Source organism: Microcoleus sp. M2_D5, from assembly GCF_036701935.1.
In the GTDB taxonomy this organism is placed as follows: domain Bacteria; phylum Cyanobacteriota; class Cyanobacteriia; order Cyanobacteriales; family Microcoleaceae; genus Microcoleus.
The window spans coordinates 1-15,671 of record NZ_JAUBRP010000006.1 but is presented as its reverse complement, the minus strand read 5'-3'; the positions used below and the strand labels follow the sequence as shown (position 1 = coordinate 15,671).

Annotated in this window: 17 protein-coding genes; 7 read left to right on the top strand and 10 right to left on the bottom strand. The window is 44.9% G+C overall.

Going from position 1 to position 15,671, the window contains the following annotated elements; all coding sequences use genetic code 11:
* Window positions 1–211 precede the first annotated feature (211 nt).
* Window positions 212–1,579, top strand: coding sequence for a hypothetical protein (locus QUA50_RS04140; RefSeq protein ID WP_333260581.1), 1,368 nt, complete (start codon window positions 212–214; stop codon window positions 1,577–1,579).
* A gap of 72 nt (window positions 1,580–1,651) precedes the next feature.
* Here QUA50_RS04140 and QUA50_RS04135 read toward each other — a convergent pair whose 3' ends face one another.
* The 5 genes from QUA50_RS04135 to QUA50_RS04115 all read right to left on the bottom strand — a co-directional run bounded on the left by QUA50_RS04135 (window position 1,652) and on the right by QUA50_RS04115 (window position 5,601).
* A complete protein-coding gene (locus QUA50_RS04135) occupies window positions 1,652–2,818 on the bottom strand; it encodes an LptF/LptG family permease (RefSeq protein ID WP_333260584.1) in 1,167 nt (388 codons plus the stop codon).
* A 179-nt stretch (window positions 2,819–2,997) separates the two neighbouring features.
* The gene (gene lptB, locus QUA50_RS04130) at window positions 2,998–3,726 is read right to left on the bottom strand and encodes an LPS export ABC transporter ATP-binding protein (RefSeq protein ID WP_333034782.1); all 729 of its coding nucleotides are present in this window, start codon (window positions 3,724–3,726) and stop codon (window positions 2,998–3,000) included.
* A 172-nt stretch (window positions 3,727–3,898) separates the two neighbouring features.
* A complete protein-coding gene (locus QUA50_RS04125; RefSeq protein ID WP_333260587.1) occupies window positions 3,899–4,369 on the bottom strand; it encodes an LptA/OstA family protein in 471 nt (156 codons plus the stop codon).
* Window positions 4,370–4,683: 314 nt separating this feature from the next.
* Window positions 4,684–5,091 (bottom strand): DUF309 domain-containing protein, encoded by a 408-nt coding sequence (locus tag QUA50_RS04120; protein WP_333260590.1) that lies wholly within the window; start codon window positions 5,089–5,091, stop codon window positions 4,684–4,686.
* A 147-nt stretch (window positions 5,092–5,238) separates the two neighbouring features.
* Window positions 5,239–5,601: a ferredoxin-thioredoxin reductase catalytic domain-containing protein gene (locus QUA50_RS04115; protein WP_172186333.1), complete on the bottom strand. Its 363-nt coding sequence runs from the start codon at window positions 5,599–5,601 to the stop codon at window positions 5,239–5,241.
* A 311-nt stretch (window positions 5,602–5,912) separates the two neighbouring features.
* On the opposite strand from QUA50_RS04115, the gene QUA50_RS04110 reads away from it, so the two are divergent.
* The 3 genes from QUA50_RS04110 (at window position 5,913) to cas6 (ending at window position 7,194) form a co-directional block, all read left to right on the top strand.
* The gene (locus QUA50_RS04110) at window positions 5,913–6,131 is read left to right on the top strand and encodes a hypothetical protein (protein ID WP_333260593.1); all 219 of its coding nucleotides are present in this window, start codon (window positions 5,913–5,915) and stop codon (window positions 6,129–6,131) included.
* A 124-nt stretch (window positions 6,132–6,255) separates the two neighbouring features.
* A complete protein-coding gene (locus QUA50_RS04105; RefSeq protein WP_333260596.1) occupies window positions 6,256–6,612 on the top strand; it encodes a hypothetical protein in 357 nt (118 codons plus the stop codon).
* Between the two features lie 54 nt (window positions 6,613–6,666).
* The gene (gene cas6 / locus QUA50_RS04100; protein WP_333260599.1) at window positions 6,667–7,194 is read left to right on the top strand and encodes a CRISPR system precrRNA processing endoribonuclease RAMP protein Cas6; all 528 of its coding nucleotides are present in this window, start codon (window positions 6,667–6,669) and stop codon (window positions 7,192–7,194) included.
* Between the two features lie 12 nt (window positions 7,195–7,206).
* On the opposite strand, the gene QUA50_RS04095 is transcribed toward cas6, so the two are convergent.
* From QUA50_RS04095 to QUA50_RS04085, 3 genes are read right to left on the bottom strand one after another with little or no spacing between them, the layout of a single operon-like run.
* On the bottom strand, window positions 7,207–7,461 hold the full coding sequence (locus QUA50_RS04095) for a hypothetical protein (RefSeq protein ID WP_333260602.1): 255 nt from the start codon (window positions 7,459–7,461) through the stop codon (window positions 7,207–7,209).
* Window positions 7,462–7,486: 25 nt separating this feature from the next.
* On the bottom strand, window positions 7,487–8,923 hold the full coding sequence (locus tag QUA50_RS04090; RefSeq protein ID WP_333260605.1) for a DUF2079 domain-containing protein: 1,437 nt from the start codon (window positions 8,921–8,923) through the stop codon (window positions 7,487–7,489).
* Window positions 8,924–8,932: 9 nt separating this feature from the next.
* Entirely contained in the window at window positions 8,933–10,516 is a 1,584-nt protein-coding gene (locus QUA50_RS04085; protein WP_333260607.1) for a DUF2079 domain-containing protein, read from the bottom strand.
* Window positions 10,517–10,643: 127 nt separating this feature from the next.
* On the opposite strand from QUA50_RS04085, the gene dxr reads away from it, so the two are divergent.
* Complete coding sequence (dxr, locus tag QUA50_RS04080) at window positions 10,644–11,834, top strand: 1-deoxy-D-xylulose-5-phosphate reductoisomerase (protein WP_333260610.1); 1,191 nt, start codon at window positions 10,644–10,646, stop codon at window positions 11,832–11,834.
* A gap of 530 nt (window positions 11,835–12,364) precedes the next feature.
* The gene (locus QUA50_RS04075; RefSeq protein WP_333260613.1) at window positions 12,365–13,057 is read left to right on the top strand and encodes a Uma2 family endonuclease; all 693 of its coding nucleotides are present in this window, start codon (window positions 12,365–12,367) and stop codon (window positions 13,055–13,057) included.
* 141 nt (window positions 13,058–13,198) lie between these two features.
* On the opposite strand, the gene QUA50_RS04070 is transcribed toward QUA50_RS04075, so the two are convergent.
* Window positions 13,199–13,714 (bottom strand): phosphoribosyltransferase family protein, encoded by a 516-nt coding sequence (locus QUA50_RS04070; protein WP_333260615.1) that lies wholly within the window; start codon window positions 13,712–13,714, stop codon window positions 13,199–13,201.
* Between the two features lie 54 nt (window positions 13,715–13,768).
* Here QUA50_RS04070 and QUA50_RS04065 point away from each other — a divergent pair, with 54 nt between their 5' ends.
* Window positions 13,769–14,518 carry a pentapeptide repeat-containing protein gene (locus tag QUA50_RS04065; protein WP_333260618.1) on the top strand — a complete coding sequence of 250 codons (750 nt, stop codon included), beginning with the start codon at window positions 13,769–13,771 and terminating at the stop codon, window positions 14,516–14,518.
* A gap of 148 nt (window positions 14,519–14,666) precedes the next feature.
* Here QUA50_RS04065 and QUA50_RS04060 read toward each other — a convergent pair whose 3' ends face one another.
* Entirely contained in the window at window positions 14,667–14,867 is a 201-nt protein-coding gene (locus QUA50_RS04060; protein ID WP_333260635.1) for a hypothetical protein, read from the bottom strand.
* Between the last annotated feature and the right edge of the window lie 804 nt (window positions 14,868–15,671).

Below are 15,671 nucleotides of genomic sequence, written 5' to 3'. Positions count from 1 at the left end.
ATAGTATCGCGAATTAAATAACTTATAATTTTAATTGTTATTGTGGGATGGGCTCTTATAGCCCGTCCAAAAAGGAAGGGCTATAAGAGCCCATCCCACTTTCAAGAGTGGAAGTTATTTAATTCTCATTCCATAGCAAAAATAATCAACATTCATGTGGTAGACTAGGAAAAATAGTTTTAAATCCGCAGGCTCGGAAGGAAGCAAAACTATGTCAATTTTTAAGCGAGTTCCTACATCTGTCCGCTATCTAATAGCGCGGTTGCGCCACTGGACGCAACCGGCGGTTTGGGCTCCCTTAGCCGTGCTGTGTGCGGGGGGGTTATTTATCTGGGAGGTCTCTGTAAATCCAGAAAGGTTGAGTATAGATGGCGAAGAAGAACCAGCCTCAAACACTCCAGCTTCGCTATCGGGACTATCTGCTGAAGATACCGCCATTGCGGCTGAAATCGACAGCTCACCAGTGCTAGTCAATCAGTTTAATGGATCTACTGCTTCCGAACTGAACTTGTTAAATTCATCAGCAGTAAAAAGCAAAGGTTTATTCGAGGAACTTCGAGATCGGGACTTAGAAACTCCTCAGCCATCTTCAGCACCCAAGCAGGTAGGAAGCAGCGGATTTTTCTCCTTGCCAAATTTAGCAAATCCTGCTGTCGAGGCCGGAAACAATAACCCCCAAAATTCCAGCTTGCCAAGTTCAAACGCAACATCAGCATTGAGTTTATCTAGCAGCGAGAGACTAACTTCCGGGATAAAAACGATTAAGCCTGAGTCTGGGGGTACAGCGACAGCAATTTTATCCGAGGCGTCTAGCGATGCTAATTCAGGTAAACAAAACGAAAATTCTCTGCCTTTGAGTCCGCTGCAAGCAGCTATGAAAAAATACGTCGTTGCTAACACTTCGCCAACGGCGGCTTCGGATGAGAAAACAGCAGAATCGGCTAAATTGCTCGATCGACCGGCTTCCGATCCTGCTGCAGGAAATGCGACAAATTTGCTCCCAACGACCGCTACAGCTCAAGGAGGAGCAAATCCTGTGAATGTTCCCACAGCACTTCTGCCACTTGTGGCTCCGACAAATACTGCGAGCAAGGAATCTCAAGAATTCTTAAAACCGACAGCTACAGTCCCTGAATCATCGGCGGGGTTAACTTCCAGAGTACCGAACCTCCCGGAAATTAATGCAGGGGCTGCAACGGTGGCTTTGCCGAAAAATCCCTACCAAACTGATTTATCTGGTTCCGGCTTCGCACCAGAAGTTCAACCTGTGGCACTTCCAGTAGCCATACCTTCGCCAACGCCTCTACTTCCGAATGTCAGTCCATCTCCCTTTCCAAGTGCGCTCGGCCCAAGCAAGATAATTAGCCCTCAATTCTCTCCCAATTCAGCGAATTCTCAATTTCAAACACCTCCACCGAGTCAGCTTAATTTACCACAGCAGCCTAACTTTGGAGTTGTTCCCCAAAATACCAATCAGGGCGTGCAGCCCATTCAACCTCAAACTTTTGCTACACCAGGCTCCCTGGCTCCGGGACGCTACATTGGCGGTGGCGAAATCAATACTTTTGCTAATCCTTAAATGATGGAAGTTGGGCCCCGAAAACGATATTATCAATTCCCAATTCCCAATTCCCAATGTTAGTGGTAAAACTTACCTAGCGGCAGCCCGCGCCAACAATAATCCTCCGATTCCCAAACCAAACACGATCGGCAGCCAAGCGGAAAGAATCGGAGTCAAAACAGCTTTCACGCCCATAGAACTGGTGATGAAAGAAAATACGTAGTAAGTAAAAATCACAACTACGCTAATACCAAAACTCGTTCCTCTGCCGGAGCGTCGCGGTTGAGTTCCCAAAGCGGCTCCCACTAAACCAAATACCATGCACACGAAAGGAAAAGCATATTTTTCTTGAATTCGCACCTTTAATTTGCGAATTTGCGGTTCGTCGCCGCTGTTTTTAAGGATATCTAAACGCTCTAAAGCTTGGGCAATGTTCATTTCCTTAAAATCCCGCGCTCTGGCAGCTAAATCTAAGGGCGTGCGGGGCAGTTGCAACTGCTGGTGTTGAAACCTGACTATATTGCGGTAAGAGCCGTCAGGAGCTACTATATAAGCGGTTCCGTTGAAAAAATCCCAGGTATTTTCTGAGGGATTCCAAGTAGCGGATTCTGAAGAAACGATTTGATTGAGGCCAGGGGTGGAGCGATCGATAATTGTTAAACCTTTCATTTGCTGGCCGTCAAACTGTTCTGCATAAAAAAAGCGGGCGAGGATTTCGTCGCCGCCTTTTTCTGGTTTGCGAAATTCTGTGTAAATAATATTTCTATCTTGAAATGTCGGTTTTTCTCGCTTCAGGGCTCTGTCTAAAGTCAGAGTAGCTCTGTAGCTGGCGGCGGGTACAACTAACTCTTGCAAAGCAAAGGTGAGGCCTGCAACAATTAAACTCATAATCACAGCAGGCAGTATTAATCGGTAAACGCTAACTCCGCAACTGCGGAGGGCGATGAGTTCGCTGTCGCTTGACATTCGGCTGTAAGCCATTAAGGTTGCTAGCAGCATTGACATGGGGAAAGCCAATACTACGAAGTAGGGAATTTGCAGGAGAAAAATTTCTATGGCTGCGCCGTAGGGGAGGCCGGATTCTGCTACTCTGCGGACTAATTCAAATAAGGCTCCAACTGTGACGGCGACGGATGTAAAGAGTCCGACGCCAAATAAAAATGGGCCGATTAGTTCTTTGGTAATGTACCAGTCCATTACTGAAATTCGCGGCAGCCAGTTAAGGGGATTGAAGGATTTGGATAGTGCTATTTTCATACTTTGGCGCTTTTGCAGTTGGCTCCTCAAGTTAAAATTTAAATTCTCAATTCTTCAATTATGTGTTTTGTTTTGATAGTTGAATCTAGTCGTGGGGGGGCGGGTTTATGGATATTTGGGCTGGGATATTTATCTGTGGGCGAACCCGCCCCTACTCCGTTCGGGGTTGCTATCAAAGGCTAGCGCACGAAGTTGTCACCTAAGTAATACTGTCGCACTAAAGGGTTGCTGTAGAGTTCTTCTTCAGCCCCGGAGGCTAAAATTTGGCCGTCTCGCATGATGTAGGCTCGATCGGTAATTTCGAGGGTTTCTCGGACGTTGTGATCTGTGATGAGGATACCGATTTTACGATCGCGCAGTTTAGCAATAATGGTTTGAATTTCGTCTACGGCGATCGGATCGACGCCTGCAAACGGTTCGTCTAAAAATAGGAACATCGGCCCGTCTCGCCCTGCGGCTAAGGCTCTGGCCAGTTCAGTCCGCCGCCTTTCTCCCCCAGAGATTTGAATTCCCAAACTAGATGCTATTTTTTCTAAGCGAAATTCTTGCAATAGGAAATCGACTCGCTCTCGCCATTCCCAGCGGGGCACTTGAGTTTGTTCTAAAACTAACAAAATGTTGTCGCGCACGCTCATGTTTCGGAAAATGCTTGCTTCTTGAGCGAGATAGCCAATTCCCAAATGCGCTCGCTGGTGCATCGCCAATTTAGTGATGTCTAAATCGTTTAGCCAAACGGTGCCTTGATTGGGTTTTTCTAATCCGGTTGCTATGTAAAATGTTGTGGTTTTGCCGGCACCGTTGGGGCCTAGCAATCCTACGATTTCTCCTTGGGCTACCGACAGGTTGACGCGACTAACTACATTGCGTTTTCCGTAGGATTTGTGAATATTTTCGAGTACAATTTTCATTTTCGCTCCCGGCAAGCTCTACAAGCTAATTTCAGACTGCGGCTTTGTGCGATCGAGTCTCTAATTTAAATTTTACCTTTTGAAGTTGGTGATTTTTATAAAGACGAAATTTCGCATCTATCCCAAGTAGTAGGTTTTGGCTGAGGCGAAATTTCGCTGCTGCGAGCCACTGTTACCGGGGGGCTGTAGTTGGACGTGGGGAGCCCAATGTATTTTGGGCTGCCGCATCTTGTTCGGGGGCAACCAGATAAACAGATTCTACCTGTCCTGGGTTGTCGGGCAGGGCAATAAACCGCCCTTCGTCGATGAGGTATGTTATGGTTTCGCCGCGCAGGCTGTTGCCCTGCTGCAATACGTAAACATCTCCGCTGAGAATGATCCGGCGCTCGCGGCTGAAGTATTGAGCTTGAGCTGCGGTTGCTTGTATTTGGCGGGCTGGATAGTTGATTTGGACGTTGCCGCGGGCTGTCACGATGCCGGTTTTGGAGTCGGCTTCTTGAATGTCCGATCGCACGCTGAGAGTGCGGGGCGCCCCGGCTTGCGGGTAGGTGGGAGAGGCGATCGCGCCTGCCAGAGTCAGGGGCAAAAGCAGCGATAATCCTTTGAATAGTCTGGAATTGAGTAGTTTAGCGGAGGGCATCATAAGCTTGGAGCCTCAATATTTGTGAAATTGCTGAAGGGGATTATATCCAGTTAGATATTTTATCTTGACGGTCAGAAAGATTCCCGTGAGGTCGATCGATTGACCCGATAGTCTCAACCAATTATCCTAGCAAGACAACAGCGAATTTAATTGGCTATTTTGCTCAGTGGCTGCAACTGTCTTAACCGGGAACCGGCAAGATGCTCGTTACACAGTCAATTAATCTGCTTGGGAAGCGGGCAAGAAAGCCAGCCCTCCTCTGTGTAGAGGCAAAGTCTACTGCACCCTAATACAAACATTTATTTAACTTTTATTTAACTTTTTGGTACTTTGATAATTCGCGGCAATTGCAAGCCTGCAACTTCTGTACCTGCGAATAAAGGTAAAAAATCAGCAACTTTTTCCGGGCCAGCTTGTTGCAAAGCGCTCAAAAGTTTAGCACTTTGTCCGAGCAAGTCTTCAACAGCAATTCCAGCATAACTAGGCTGATAATAACTGAGCCGATTTATTCCTTCTCCCAGCAAGATTACTGCACCGCGCCAGTTTTGATTTCCTAAGTGATAAAGCGCGACCGCAATTTGCAATATTCCCTGATAAAACCTTTTTTCCGGCTCCCCGGCTTCCATCCACAACGCCTCTAAAATATCGTGACAAGCGTAAAATTCTTGGCTGTTAAACTGTTCGATACCTTGCCAAAACTCGATCGGGATTTCCTCTGTCATTCGATTGGGGATTGGGGATTTTCGATGGCGGATGTGTGTTTGAGTAGGCGGCGATCGATTTTTTTTTAATAGCTAAGTCTTAAAAACAGGAAAAATTCCGACGCATTTTCAAAACTACTGCCATTTCACGACCGCCTACTTAACTAATTACATAGTATCTCTGACCGCTTGAATCTGATCCATTCCTATTTCCTGATTAGTTCCAGCGAAATCGTTATCTGGCGTCAGAAATAACATACAGTGACACTCTTTGCGCTCGCGCATGGGAATGCAGGGACAGTTCCAGTAGGCGGCTTTTACTTCGGCTTCTTTATCTTCGTAATGGCGACAAGGGCATAAGGGAGCGCCTAGTTCATCCTTGTGTTTTGCTAGTCCTTCTATCACGACAGCAGTGACGGAAGGTTCGGAACAAAAGTAAGTTCCCGTGCGCTTGGCGTAGGTTTCGGAGAAATTCTTCATTGCCTCCAAAGTTTTTTCGTTGGATAGTTTAGATTTTTCTGTTGTGTTCATAGTTTAGGATCGGAGTTGAGGATGCTACGAGCTTTTGACAATTGTAGCGCAGTATGTGATTTTAAACACTTGTATATTTCTGTTTACTTACAAGAAGGAAAACCTTGACAAAGATTGAGTTTTAGGTTGTTGGTTTTTTAGTGGTTTTTGTCTATCCCGGAGGGTGAGGGAAACTGGCGGGAGAGCGAGTTTTTCGAGCTACCAAAAGATTTGGGCGATCGATCGCCCTTAACTATCATCCCCCAAAGGGGATAAAAATCGGCTAAGATAGCACGGCACTCTTTCTGTGACGGCTATAGGCACGGCATCTGATGGCAACTTCCCCGAACCGCAGCGGCACAGGCGATCGAATATCTCCTGCTTCTGGGCTGATTTGGCCGGCTGACACCGAGTTAGTCGGATTACTGCTTGAATTGACTCCCGGCGCTGCTAGCTATCTGTACGCGCAGTATGCTATAGGTTTGCACGCTTGGTTTTTACGTCAAGTACAGGAAACTGACCCGGATTTATCGAAACTTTTGCGCGATTAACAGTCAATCGATTTTAGATTTTAGATTTTAGATTTTAGATTTTAGAGGCTACCCCACGGATAAATGCTCTTTCTTGAGGATTTTCGATTTTCGATTTGGGATTGATTTGCGCGAGATAAATCACGTGGCGGGTATCACCTTTGAAATTCGCTTGTCAGAAAAAGCCTTTACTATTTCGGGATTGGAAGGTGATTTGCTCCCTGGCGGCAAAGAATTTCAGCTTTTGGGCGATCGCATTTATCGCTGGTACGTAACAAGACTTTCAAAGCCCGTAGTGCAGTGGCTGAGTCAGTGGCTGCAAAATTTGCCCGAAGAGATAAATTTGCTAAATGCTCCGCTGCGAATTCGCTCTTGGGATATTGCTTTTGCTCCCACAACTTACCAGCAATTATTAACAGCCGAAAGCCCATTTTTGCCCAGCATCAAACTTAGTTTTGTAACTCCTACAAGCTTTCCTAGCAAAGGCAATCACTTCCCTTAGCCAGTTATATAAAATGTTTTTCACAGCTATTTGCGCCGCTGAAATAACTTTTCGGTGGTAAATTTTGACCGAGCAGAATTTTTGAACTGGATTGATGAAAATGCAATTATTAGCAGCCACGAATTGGAGTCGCAAAAGGTAGCGGCGGGGAAAAAAGGCATGGTAACGGGATTCACTGGGGCGGTGGAATTTGGTCTAGGGCGATCGGCTCACAATCGTCCTGATTTTGTACAATTATTTTATGCTTTGGGGCGGTTAGCGCCTGATTGCGGCACCGGCTACAAAACAACTTTTGGATTGGGAAAAACGCGATCGCAATGGTTGACAGAAGCGCTACCTGAAGTGTCGATACAAAGCGTACTGGCGGCGCGAATAGATGAATTGACACAGAAGTTTATGGCGCGCAGAAAACGTAAAGGCGGAAGTCGCGCTGCTGAGATTGCGGAAACTTGGGCGACGATTTTGGTGCGCCGGGAATTGGGGGAATCTTTGCTCGATATTGCTGCTGATTTGGAAATGCCTTATGCAACTGTGAAAACTTACGTGAAGTTGGCAAGAAAGGCGTTGAAAGTTGACAGTTGACAGTTAAAAGTTTCAGGAGTTACGCACGGGTGGCCAGAAACCGGGTTTTTGTGCGAGAATTTTGCTAGGGCCGACAGATTCGGCTAAAAACCCGGTTTCTTTGCTGGTGATGCGAGGTTGAGAAGATTCGTTTACCATTGCATCTAAGCTGTTCGACATTGGCCAGAAACCGGGTTTTTGTGCGAGAATTTTGCTAGGACTGACAGATGCGGCTAAAAACCCGGTTTCTTTGCTGGTGATGCGAGGTTGAGAAGATTCGTTTACCATTGCATCTACCTCGCTTAACTAATAACTAATGACTCTTAGTAAATAGATAAATGTCGTCTTGCTGATATTTAAGTTGAAATTGAGGGGTGTTTTTTAGTTGAGTTACTAGGTTTTCCACAAAAGCTCGATCGCTCATCCAGCCAGGATATCTCAGATTCAGCAATACATAATCAAATTCTCCGAGATTTGCAGGCGGCGCGTCAGCCTGAGTTAATTTTACTACAGGGCGGTGCGCTAAGTGCGGAGCAATCTGAGCATTTGTTAAAACACTGCCTTTGGTTTCAACAAGAGAAATTGCTTCTCTGGTAGCTGGCAAAGTGTCGATCCCCTTTAAATAAATAGTCCAAAAATAGCCGTACTTCGCTAAAGCTAAGAAAGCAATCAACGACCAAATTACAATGACTCTAGGCAATGGATAACTAGGAATTGGCAATCTATCAAATATTGTCTTTCCCTTTTGCCGATCGCTAGCTGCTAAACTGGAAATTACGGCTACCAACAAAAACGGCAATACCGGCACTGAATATTGATGAATTAAATCCCGCTGAGCGGGGATATCGGAAAGAATATTCATCGCCAACATCGGCACAGCACTAATTAAAGATGACAGATGACGCGGGGACAGCCACCAAATTATAGGTAATAGCAATAACGCTAAATATCCCAAAGTATCTAAAGAAAACAAACGCCCTAAAACTAGATTGGGTTTCACTATTAAATTAATAGCAATTTCAAAAACAGAGTTTCCCAAATATTGATATCGCCCGATCCCCGCGTGTTCTCTTCCCTGATTAAAATACGGTATAACTGCCTGAGTAACTACCAGAAACCAACCCGCGCCTAGAAATAGAGCTATGAGCCCGCAATTGCGTTTTTTGTCAAAACACAACAGCCACAAACCCATCGCAGCCACAGTTAAAGATAGCACGGCTTTGCAGATCAAAACTAATACAATAGCAGCACAAAACCACAAGGTTTTATTCAGCCTCGCGGCTAAGATTGCCGCTAGCAATGCTGGTAAAGCAATTACTTCTGGGTGGAAGTCGAAGAGATTGACATTAAATACTGCGGGATAAAGCAGATATAGGGCTGAAATTGCAATTGCTTTTCGTTCGTTTAATCCGGCTTGACGTGCCAAACTCCAACTCGGCCAAGCGCCTAAAGCTAGGGAAACAGCTTGCACTAAAAAAAGCCAGCGAACATCTGGATATATTTTGTAAAGTAAAGCTAGTGGATAGAAAATAAAAGCGGCGTGATCTCCCCAAATATTTATTGCCATTAAAGAGGAAAATGGCGTTTGATTTTGGGAGATTAAATAAATTGCTTGGTCAAAAATTGCTAAGTCGAATGCTGTTGACTGAAACAAAGCGTGCCGCGCGCTGCTGGCGGTAAATAAGACTATCGTTGTTGCGCCAATCATTAAAAATATTGGATGATTTTTTAGGGATTTTAAAGTTAGCATTTTATTGTTTTAATCAGCGCTTCGTTTAAATAGCAGAACTTCGTTTTTTTGATAAGTTAACTTAAAATCTGGAGAGCTTTTTAGTTGATTTGCTAAAGCAGCACCAAGTTTTTCAGTATCTGGCCAGGGATGGCGCAGGTTTAATAATATGTATTGAAATTCAGCTAAATTTGTTTGGGGCGAAATTTGTGACAGCAATTTTACTATTGGGCGGTGGGTAAAGTGAGGGGCAAGTCTATTATCTGTTAGAATACTGCTTTGGGGTTGAACTTGTGCGGCTGCTTCGCGTGTAGCTTGCCAGGTATCTAGTCTATTTAGGTACAGATAAAAATCTTTATATTCGCCTAGGAATAGGAAAATTATTAACGACCAAATTATCATGATTCTCGGCAATTGAATTCCCTGCCAAAGTTGAGAAATTCGGAAATTTTTAATTGGTGGCAGATTTACCCATGTTAAAAACAGTTGCTTATTTGCTTTGTCCTCTTCCTTGTTGGCTTTTATTTCTTCCCTCTTCCTGGTTTCTTCCTTCGCTATCGCTGCTAAAAATAAAAAGGGAATTACAGGTACTGAATACTGATAGGCTAAGCTGCGTTGAAATGGCAAGTCAGAGAGGATATTGATCAGGAGGGTAGGGATGGCAGGAATTAGGGCTGTTAGATATTGTAGGCGTAGTTTTCCAGAGAAGGGCAATAGCAGCCAACTCACAGGTAAGGTGAGGAGGAATAAATATTTGAATGTATCGAAGGAAAGGATTTTTCCTAATACTAACTGTGGTTTTAATATGAGATTGATGATGATTTCTAGTACGGATTTGCCTAAATAGCTGTAGCGCCCGACTCCAGCTACTTCGCTGCCACTAAAGAAGGGGATTATTTTCTGGGAAGCTATCAAAAACCAAGCTGCACCTAGCAAAAGTGCGATCGCCCCGTACCGTTGCTTTTTTTCGCAAAAGAACAGCCATAAACCCACAGCAGCAACGGTTATAGACAAAACCGCCTTGCAACTTAGAACTAACAAAATAGCTGCACAAAACCACACAATTTTATTTAAACGCGCCGCCAAAATTGCGGCAAAAAGTGCGGGTAAAGCGATTACTTCCGGGTGAAAATCAAATAAATTGATGTTAAATACCACCGGATAGAGCAAATAAATTAATGCGATCGCGCGGGATTGTTCTTGATTTAAACCTGCCAAACGCGCTAAACTCCAGGTAGGCCAAGCCCCCAGGGATAATGCAACTGCTTGTACAAACAGCAGCCAATGCACATCCGGGGAAATTTTGTACAGCAAAGCTAGCGGATAATATATTACCGCTGCGTGATCGCCCAAAATATGAATCCCCATTAAAGAAGAAAAAGGCGTTTGGTTTTGGGCGATTAAGTAAATTGCTTGGTCAAAAATTCCCAAATCGAAAGCAGTTGATTGGAATAAAGCGTGCCGCAAACTGCTACACAAAAAGAAAATTGCCGCCGCAGTCGCGATCGCCCCAACCAAACTCGACGGTAGCCGCGATCGACCTTCCTCTACATTTTCGGCGATCGACACACTGATGTCCTCACGGTCATCAGCAAAATTTTCCCTATTCTGCATGAAATCTGGCACCTTGTGGTCACTCAAAATATGATTCCATCGAATGTGCTTTCCACGCAATAGTTAACCAATAATTTTTATCCCCGCAATCGTAATATTAGAATAATCCACAAAACATTAAAAAATTGTGAAAGCAATAACTCTTCTCGGCTCCACAGGCTCGATCGGCACTCAAACTCTGGATATTGTAGCTCAATACCCCGATCAATTTCGGATTGTCGGGTTAACCGCCGGACGAAATGTAACGTTGCTGGCCCAGCAAATTCGCCAGTTTCGACCGGAAATTGTGGCGATTTGCGACGAAGATCAATTACTGGAATTGAAGGAGGCGATCGCAGACATCGACCCTCAACCTATTTTACTTGCTGGCGAGTCAGGCGTTGTCGAAGTTGCCCAATACGGCGACGCTCAAGCCGTCGTCACCGGCATAGTTGGCTGTGCCGGTTTGCTGCCAACAATTGCGGCTATCAAAGCAGGCAAAGATATTGCCTTAGCCAATAAAGAAACATTAATCGCAGGGGGCCCCGTTGTCAACCCCTTAATCGAAAAATACGGAGTTAAAATATTACCTGCTGACTCGGAACATTCAGCAATTTTTCAGTGTCTCCAAGGTGTTAAGGTTGGCGGGTTGCGGCGAATTATTCTCACTGCTTCGGGGGGTTCTTTTCGAGATTTGCCGATCGACAAATTAGCAGGAGTAACAGTAGCCGATGCTTTAAAACATCCGAATTGGTCGATGGGGCCCAAAATCACGATCGATTCTGCTACTTTGATGAATAAAGGATTAGAAGTAATTGAGGCTCATTACTTATTCGGAATGGATTATGACGACATTGATATTGTCATCCATCCCCAGAGCATAATTCACTCGTTAATTGAGCTGCAAGATACATCGGTTTTGGCGCAATTGGGGTGGCCGGATATGCGTTTGCCGCTGCTTTACGCTTTGTCTTGGCCGGAGCGAATTCATACGGATTGGCCGCAGTTGGATTTGGTAAAATCCGGTGATTTGACTTTCCGAGAACCAGACCACGAAAAGTATCCTTGTATGCAGTTGGCTTATGCGGCGGGACGTGCGGGCGGTTCGATGCCGGCGGTGCTGAATGCGGCAAACGAACAGGCGGTAGCGCTATTTTTGGAGGAAAAAATCCAGTTTTTGGATATTCCGAAGTTGATTGAGAAGACCTGCGACAAACATCAAGCCGATAACTGTGAAAGCCCTGGTTTAGACGATATTTTGGCGGCGGATAGGTGGGCGCGGCAGGAAGTTTTGGCAGATAGTGTGGAATTGGGCGATCGGATTCTTTCGGTTCGCTAATTGTATCAGCCGACTTGCATTTACCCACAAGAGGGCCGGGGAATTAATTCCCCGTCTCATAGCTAAATTTGGTTAAAACTCACATTTTGCACCATTCTCAAGAACAGGCAAGATGCCTGTTCCACAAGAAAATTCACTGTTTGTGGAACAGGCATCTTGCCTGTTCATAAAAAGCTTGTTGAGAATGGTGCAATATCTCAGTTGAAACCGACTGCCCAACCTTGATAAATATCCAGTCCTCTTTCAGAGGACTGTCTTCTATGAGACAGGAGTTTTTAACCCCTGGCGGACTATGCCAAAAAGTTCAAAATAGCAGCTAAAGCCAAATCAAAGTTTTGGGCGATCGATTCTTCAATCCCTTGATAAAATAGAGCTATGATATCATGTCCGGTCGATCGACCGCGATTTTCGTAGGGGCGGGTTCACCAACAACACCAGCCAATAATTGACAACCTCAAAAACCCGCCCCGACCGGGATATTATGGTTAATCGATCGGACATGATATGAGTCCCATTCCTAGAAGCAACCGATGCAAACTGAAACCAAATCCACAGTATTTGAACTGAATCAACTAATTGTCCCCCCCGGCAATAAAGTGCAGTTACAAAATGTTAGCTGGGAAATGTATTCGTCTATCCTAGACGAGTTAGGAGAAGGTTACGCCATTCGACTTACTTATTACAAAGAAACACTGGAAATCAGAATGCCACTACCAAAACATGAAAAAGCTAAGTCATTGATTGGCGACTTCGTTAAGTTAATGCTGGAAGAGCTTAATATTGATTGTGATGTTTTAGGTTCCACTACGTTCAAAAGTAAAGAAATGCTGAGCGGCGTAGAACCTGATGACTGTTTCTACATTCAAAATGAAGCTGCTGTCAGAGGCAAGGATCGAATAGATTTAACAGTAGACCCGCCTCCCGATTTAGCGATCGAGATTGACAACTCTTCACCAACCGCTTTAAACAGCTATCAAGCTTTGAAAGTGCCGGAACTTTGGAGATATGACGGGCGAACCCTGAAAATCTATCTGCTTCAAGAGGGAAAATATACTGAGTCCGATACCAGCCAAAATTTCCCCGACTTTCCCATTATTGATGTAATTCCCGAATATGTCGATCGCGCCAACACCCAAGGCCGAAGCCCGACAATCAGAGCATTTCGAGCTTGGGCAAAAGAGCAACTACAAATCAAAGACTCCGTTGAGGGCGGGTTATACTAATTTTTGACAATTCCCGCATCCAGGATACCCGCCACGCGATCGATCCGTCCAAAAATAAAAAACCTGTATCCGATGAAACTTGCCGAACGTATTTATGTCGCGCAAGTCAATGCTTCAATTCTTTAATCTAAAATCTAAAATCTAAAATCGATTGACTTTCCCCACCAAATCAGCCGCACTCATCTTTTCGTACATTTCAAAAGGTTGGTGAATCCAAGGATTGTCAGCCAAATAATCTACATAATAATCCGGCTTGGCAACAGAACAAGCCTTGTACCAGAGTACAGCAGTCCGAATTTCCTGAATATCCTCGCCGTAGCGACTCTTGAGCCAAGCGATACCTTGGTTCAAACTAATTCCCGAATCCACCAAATCGTCAATCAGGAGAATGCTGCTGCCCAAATTATCGCCCACCATTGTCAAATCGCGGGCAAACTCGATCGCGCCCCGGACATTTCCCTCGGCCCCACCATAGGACGAGGCCGCTAAAATCGCCAGAGGTTTGTCGAAAATCCGCGACAGAGTATCTCCAACCCGCAGCCCTCCCCTCGCCAGACAGACAATTCGATCGAATTTCCACCGAGATTCCTCAATTTTTACAGCCAAATCCTCAATTTTCCGATGGTACTCAGCCCAAGAAACGTAAAGGTCACTCATTCCTAATATTATTTAAATATCAAAGGTATTATTAATTATTTTGGGGAAAATGACATGGATGCAGATGAACTTCTCAGACGGTATGCAGCCGGAGAACGGGTTTTTCACAAAGTAGACCTGAGCGGTGCCAATATGTCAAGGACAAATTTGCGCGATATTGACCTGAGTCACGCTAATTTAAAAGGTGCAAATTCGATCGGTCTCACCCTCTACAGAGCTAATCTGTATCAAGCAGATATCAGTCAAGCCAACCTCTCCCAAGCCAACCTCATGTCCGCTAATTTTGGCGAAAGCGAAGCCGTGGGAGCGAACTTGAGCGGCGCCATCTTGCGGAGTGTCGTCTTCAGCGGAGCCGATTTAACGGGGGCGAGTCTCAGGGGTGCAGACATGAGAGATGCAAACCTTCAGGGGGCAATTTTGATTCAAGTTTATGCAGTTAACGCTAACTTGCAAGGCGCCAACTTGACAGAAGTCAAGCTTTGCGGAATCAACCTGAGCAAAGCAAATTTAACCGATGCGAACTTAACGCAAGCTGACCTGAGCCGTGCTCACCTAACTCAAGCAAATCTGAGTTGGGCAAACTTGACGGAAGCAAATCTGGAAAAAGCTGATTTGAAGGGAGCCGATTTGAGTGGAGCTAACTTGAGCTGTGCAAATCTCCATCAAGCAGATTTGAGCGGAGTTTCCCTTAAGGGAGCAAATCTCCGGGGAGCAAACTTGCATCAAGCTTCTTTGCGCGGGACAAATTTAGATGAAGCGAATCTGAGAGAGGCCATGATGCCTGACGGCACAATCTGTGACTAAATAAGCTGAGAAAATAGAAGTTAAAACGGCAGGGTGCCTGTGGCGCACCCTACAGTTAGGCTAATGCCTAATTTTTTTAAGGGGATTTAATTCTGCCTTCAAGTGACAGTGCATTTAAAGAGTAGTGGCAAAAAATTTAGCACCGAGTTTAATCTACAACCTTCAGCCAGCCCCGGCGAACGGCGTGGAGCAAGCGGTTGATGGCTGTTTGATCTTCTTCGGTAAGACAGTCATTTAACAGGGCTATCTTGAGCTGTTGTCGGTGAGTGGGAGTCAGCAGACCGGAGTGATATACCTGAAAGACTAGCTCTGCAATAGTAAATTGAGGTAACAGCGTTTGGGTTGTCATCATGTGTTTTTTTTGAACTCACTTTTGACAGTATTAACTAATTTTGCCAAAATTTATGTGATTCAACTACGGGAGTAAATGTGATCGATTGGCTCTTGATGAGTGATTTGTGTCAGCCGGACTTGGGGATCGGATATTTCCTCGATCGCCCTGCTACTTGAAACACAAACCCCGTCCCGATTCCTCGCTTCTGGCAACCCCCACATCTCTACTTTTGGTTAAGAAACGGTAACAATTAAATTAAAATTTATCTATTAAGAGATTACTAATGACTGCTAGCGAAATCGCTCTGCTTAATTCAAGGTAAAACTTTTAGCCTGTTTATAAACCCGCTTTTACCTACATTTACCTAGTTTCTTGGTGTGGCCTTTGTTCCGTGGATATACTTAATAACCCGCTCAAAGACAGATACAAGTTTCCGATAGGAGCGGGCATCCGCCCCAAATTTTAAGCTCTAGTTCAAGCTCCCAGATTCATATGTGAAGTCAATCTAAAATCTAAAATCTAAAATCTAAAATCTAAAATCGACTGACTGCTTAAAATCAAAAATCCCGGCTTCTTCAAGAAACCGGTTCGAGGTTTTCGATCGCACTACAATTTTTTATTGAGAGGGTTAATGGAGCCACCTAAAATGCGACAAGGGGGCGGACGCTATAACCGAGGCGGATATATCGAGCTCCGCGAGTACCGCCAACGGATTAGCGTCTGGGAAATTGTCGCCAATAAATAAGTTGCCCGACAGGGCATCCTTGTTTTTAGGACTAATATTCATAGCCATCAGCCTTATGAATAGTTGTCAGATGT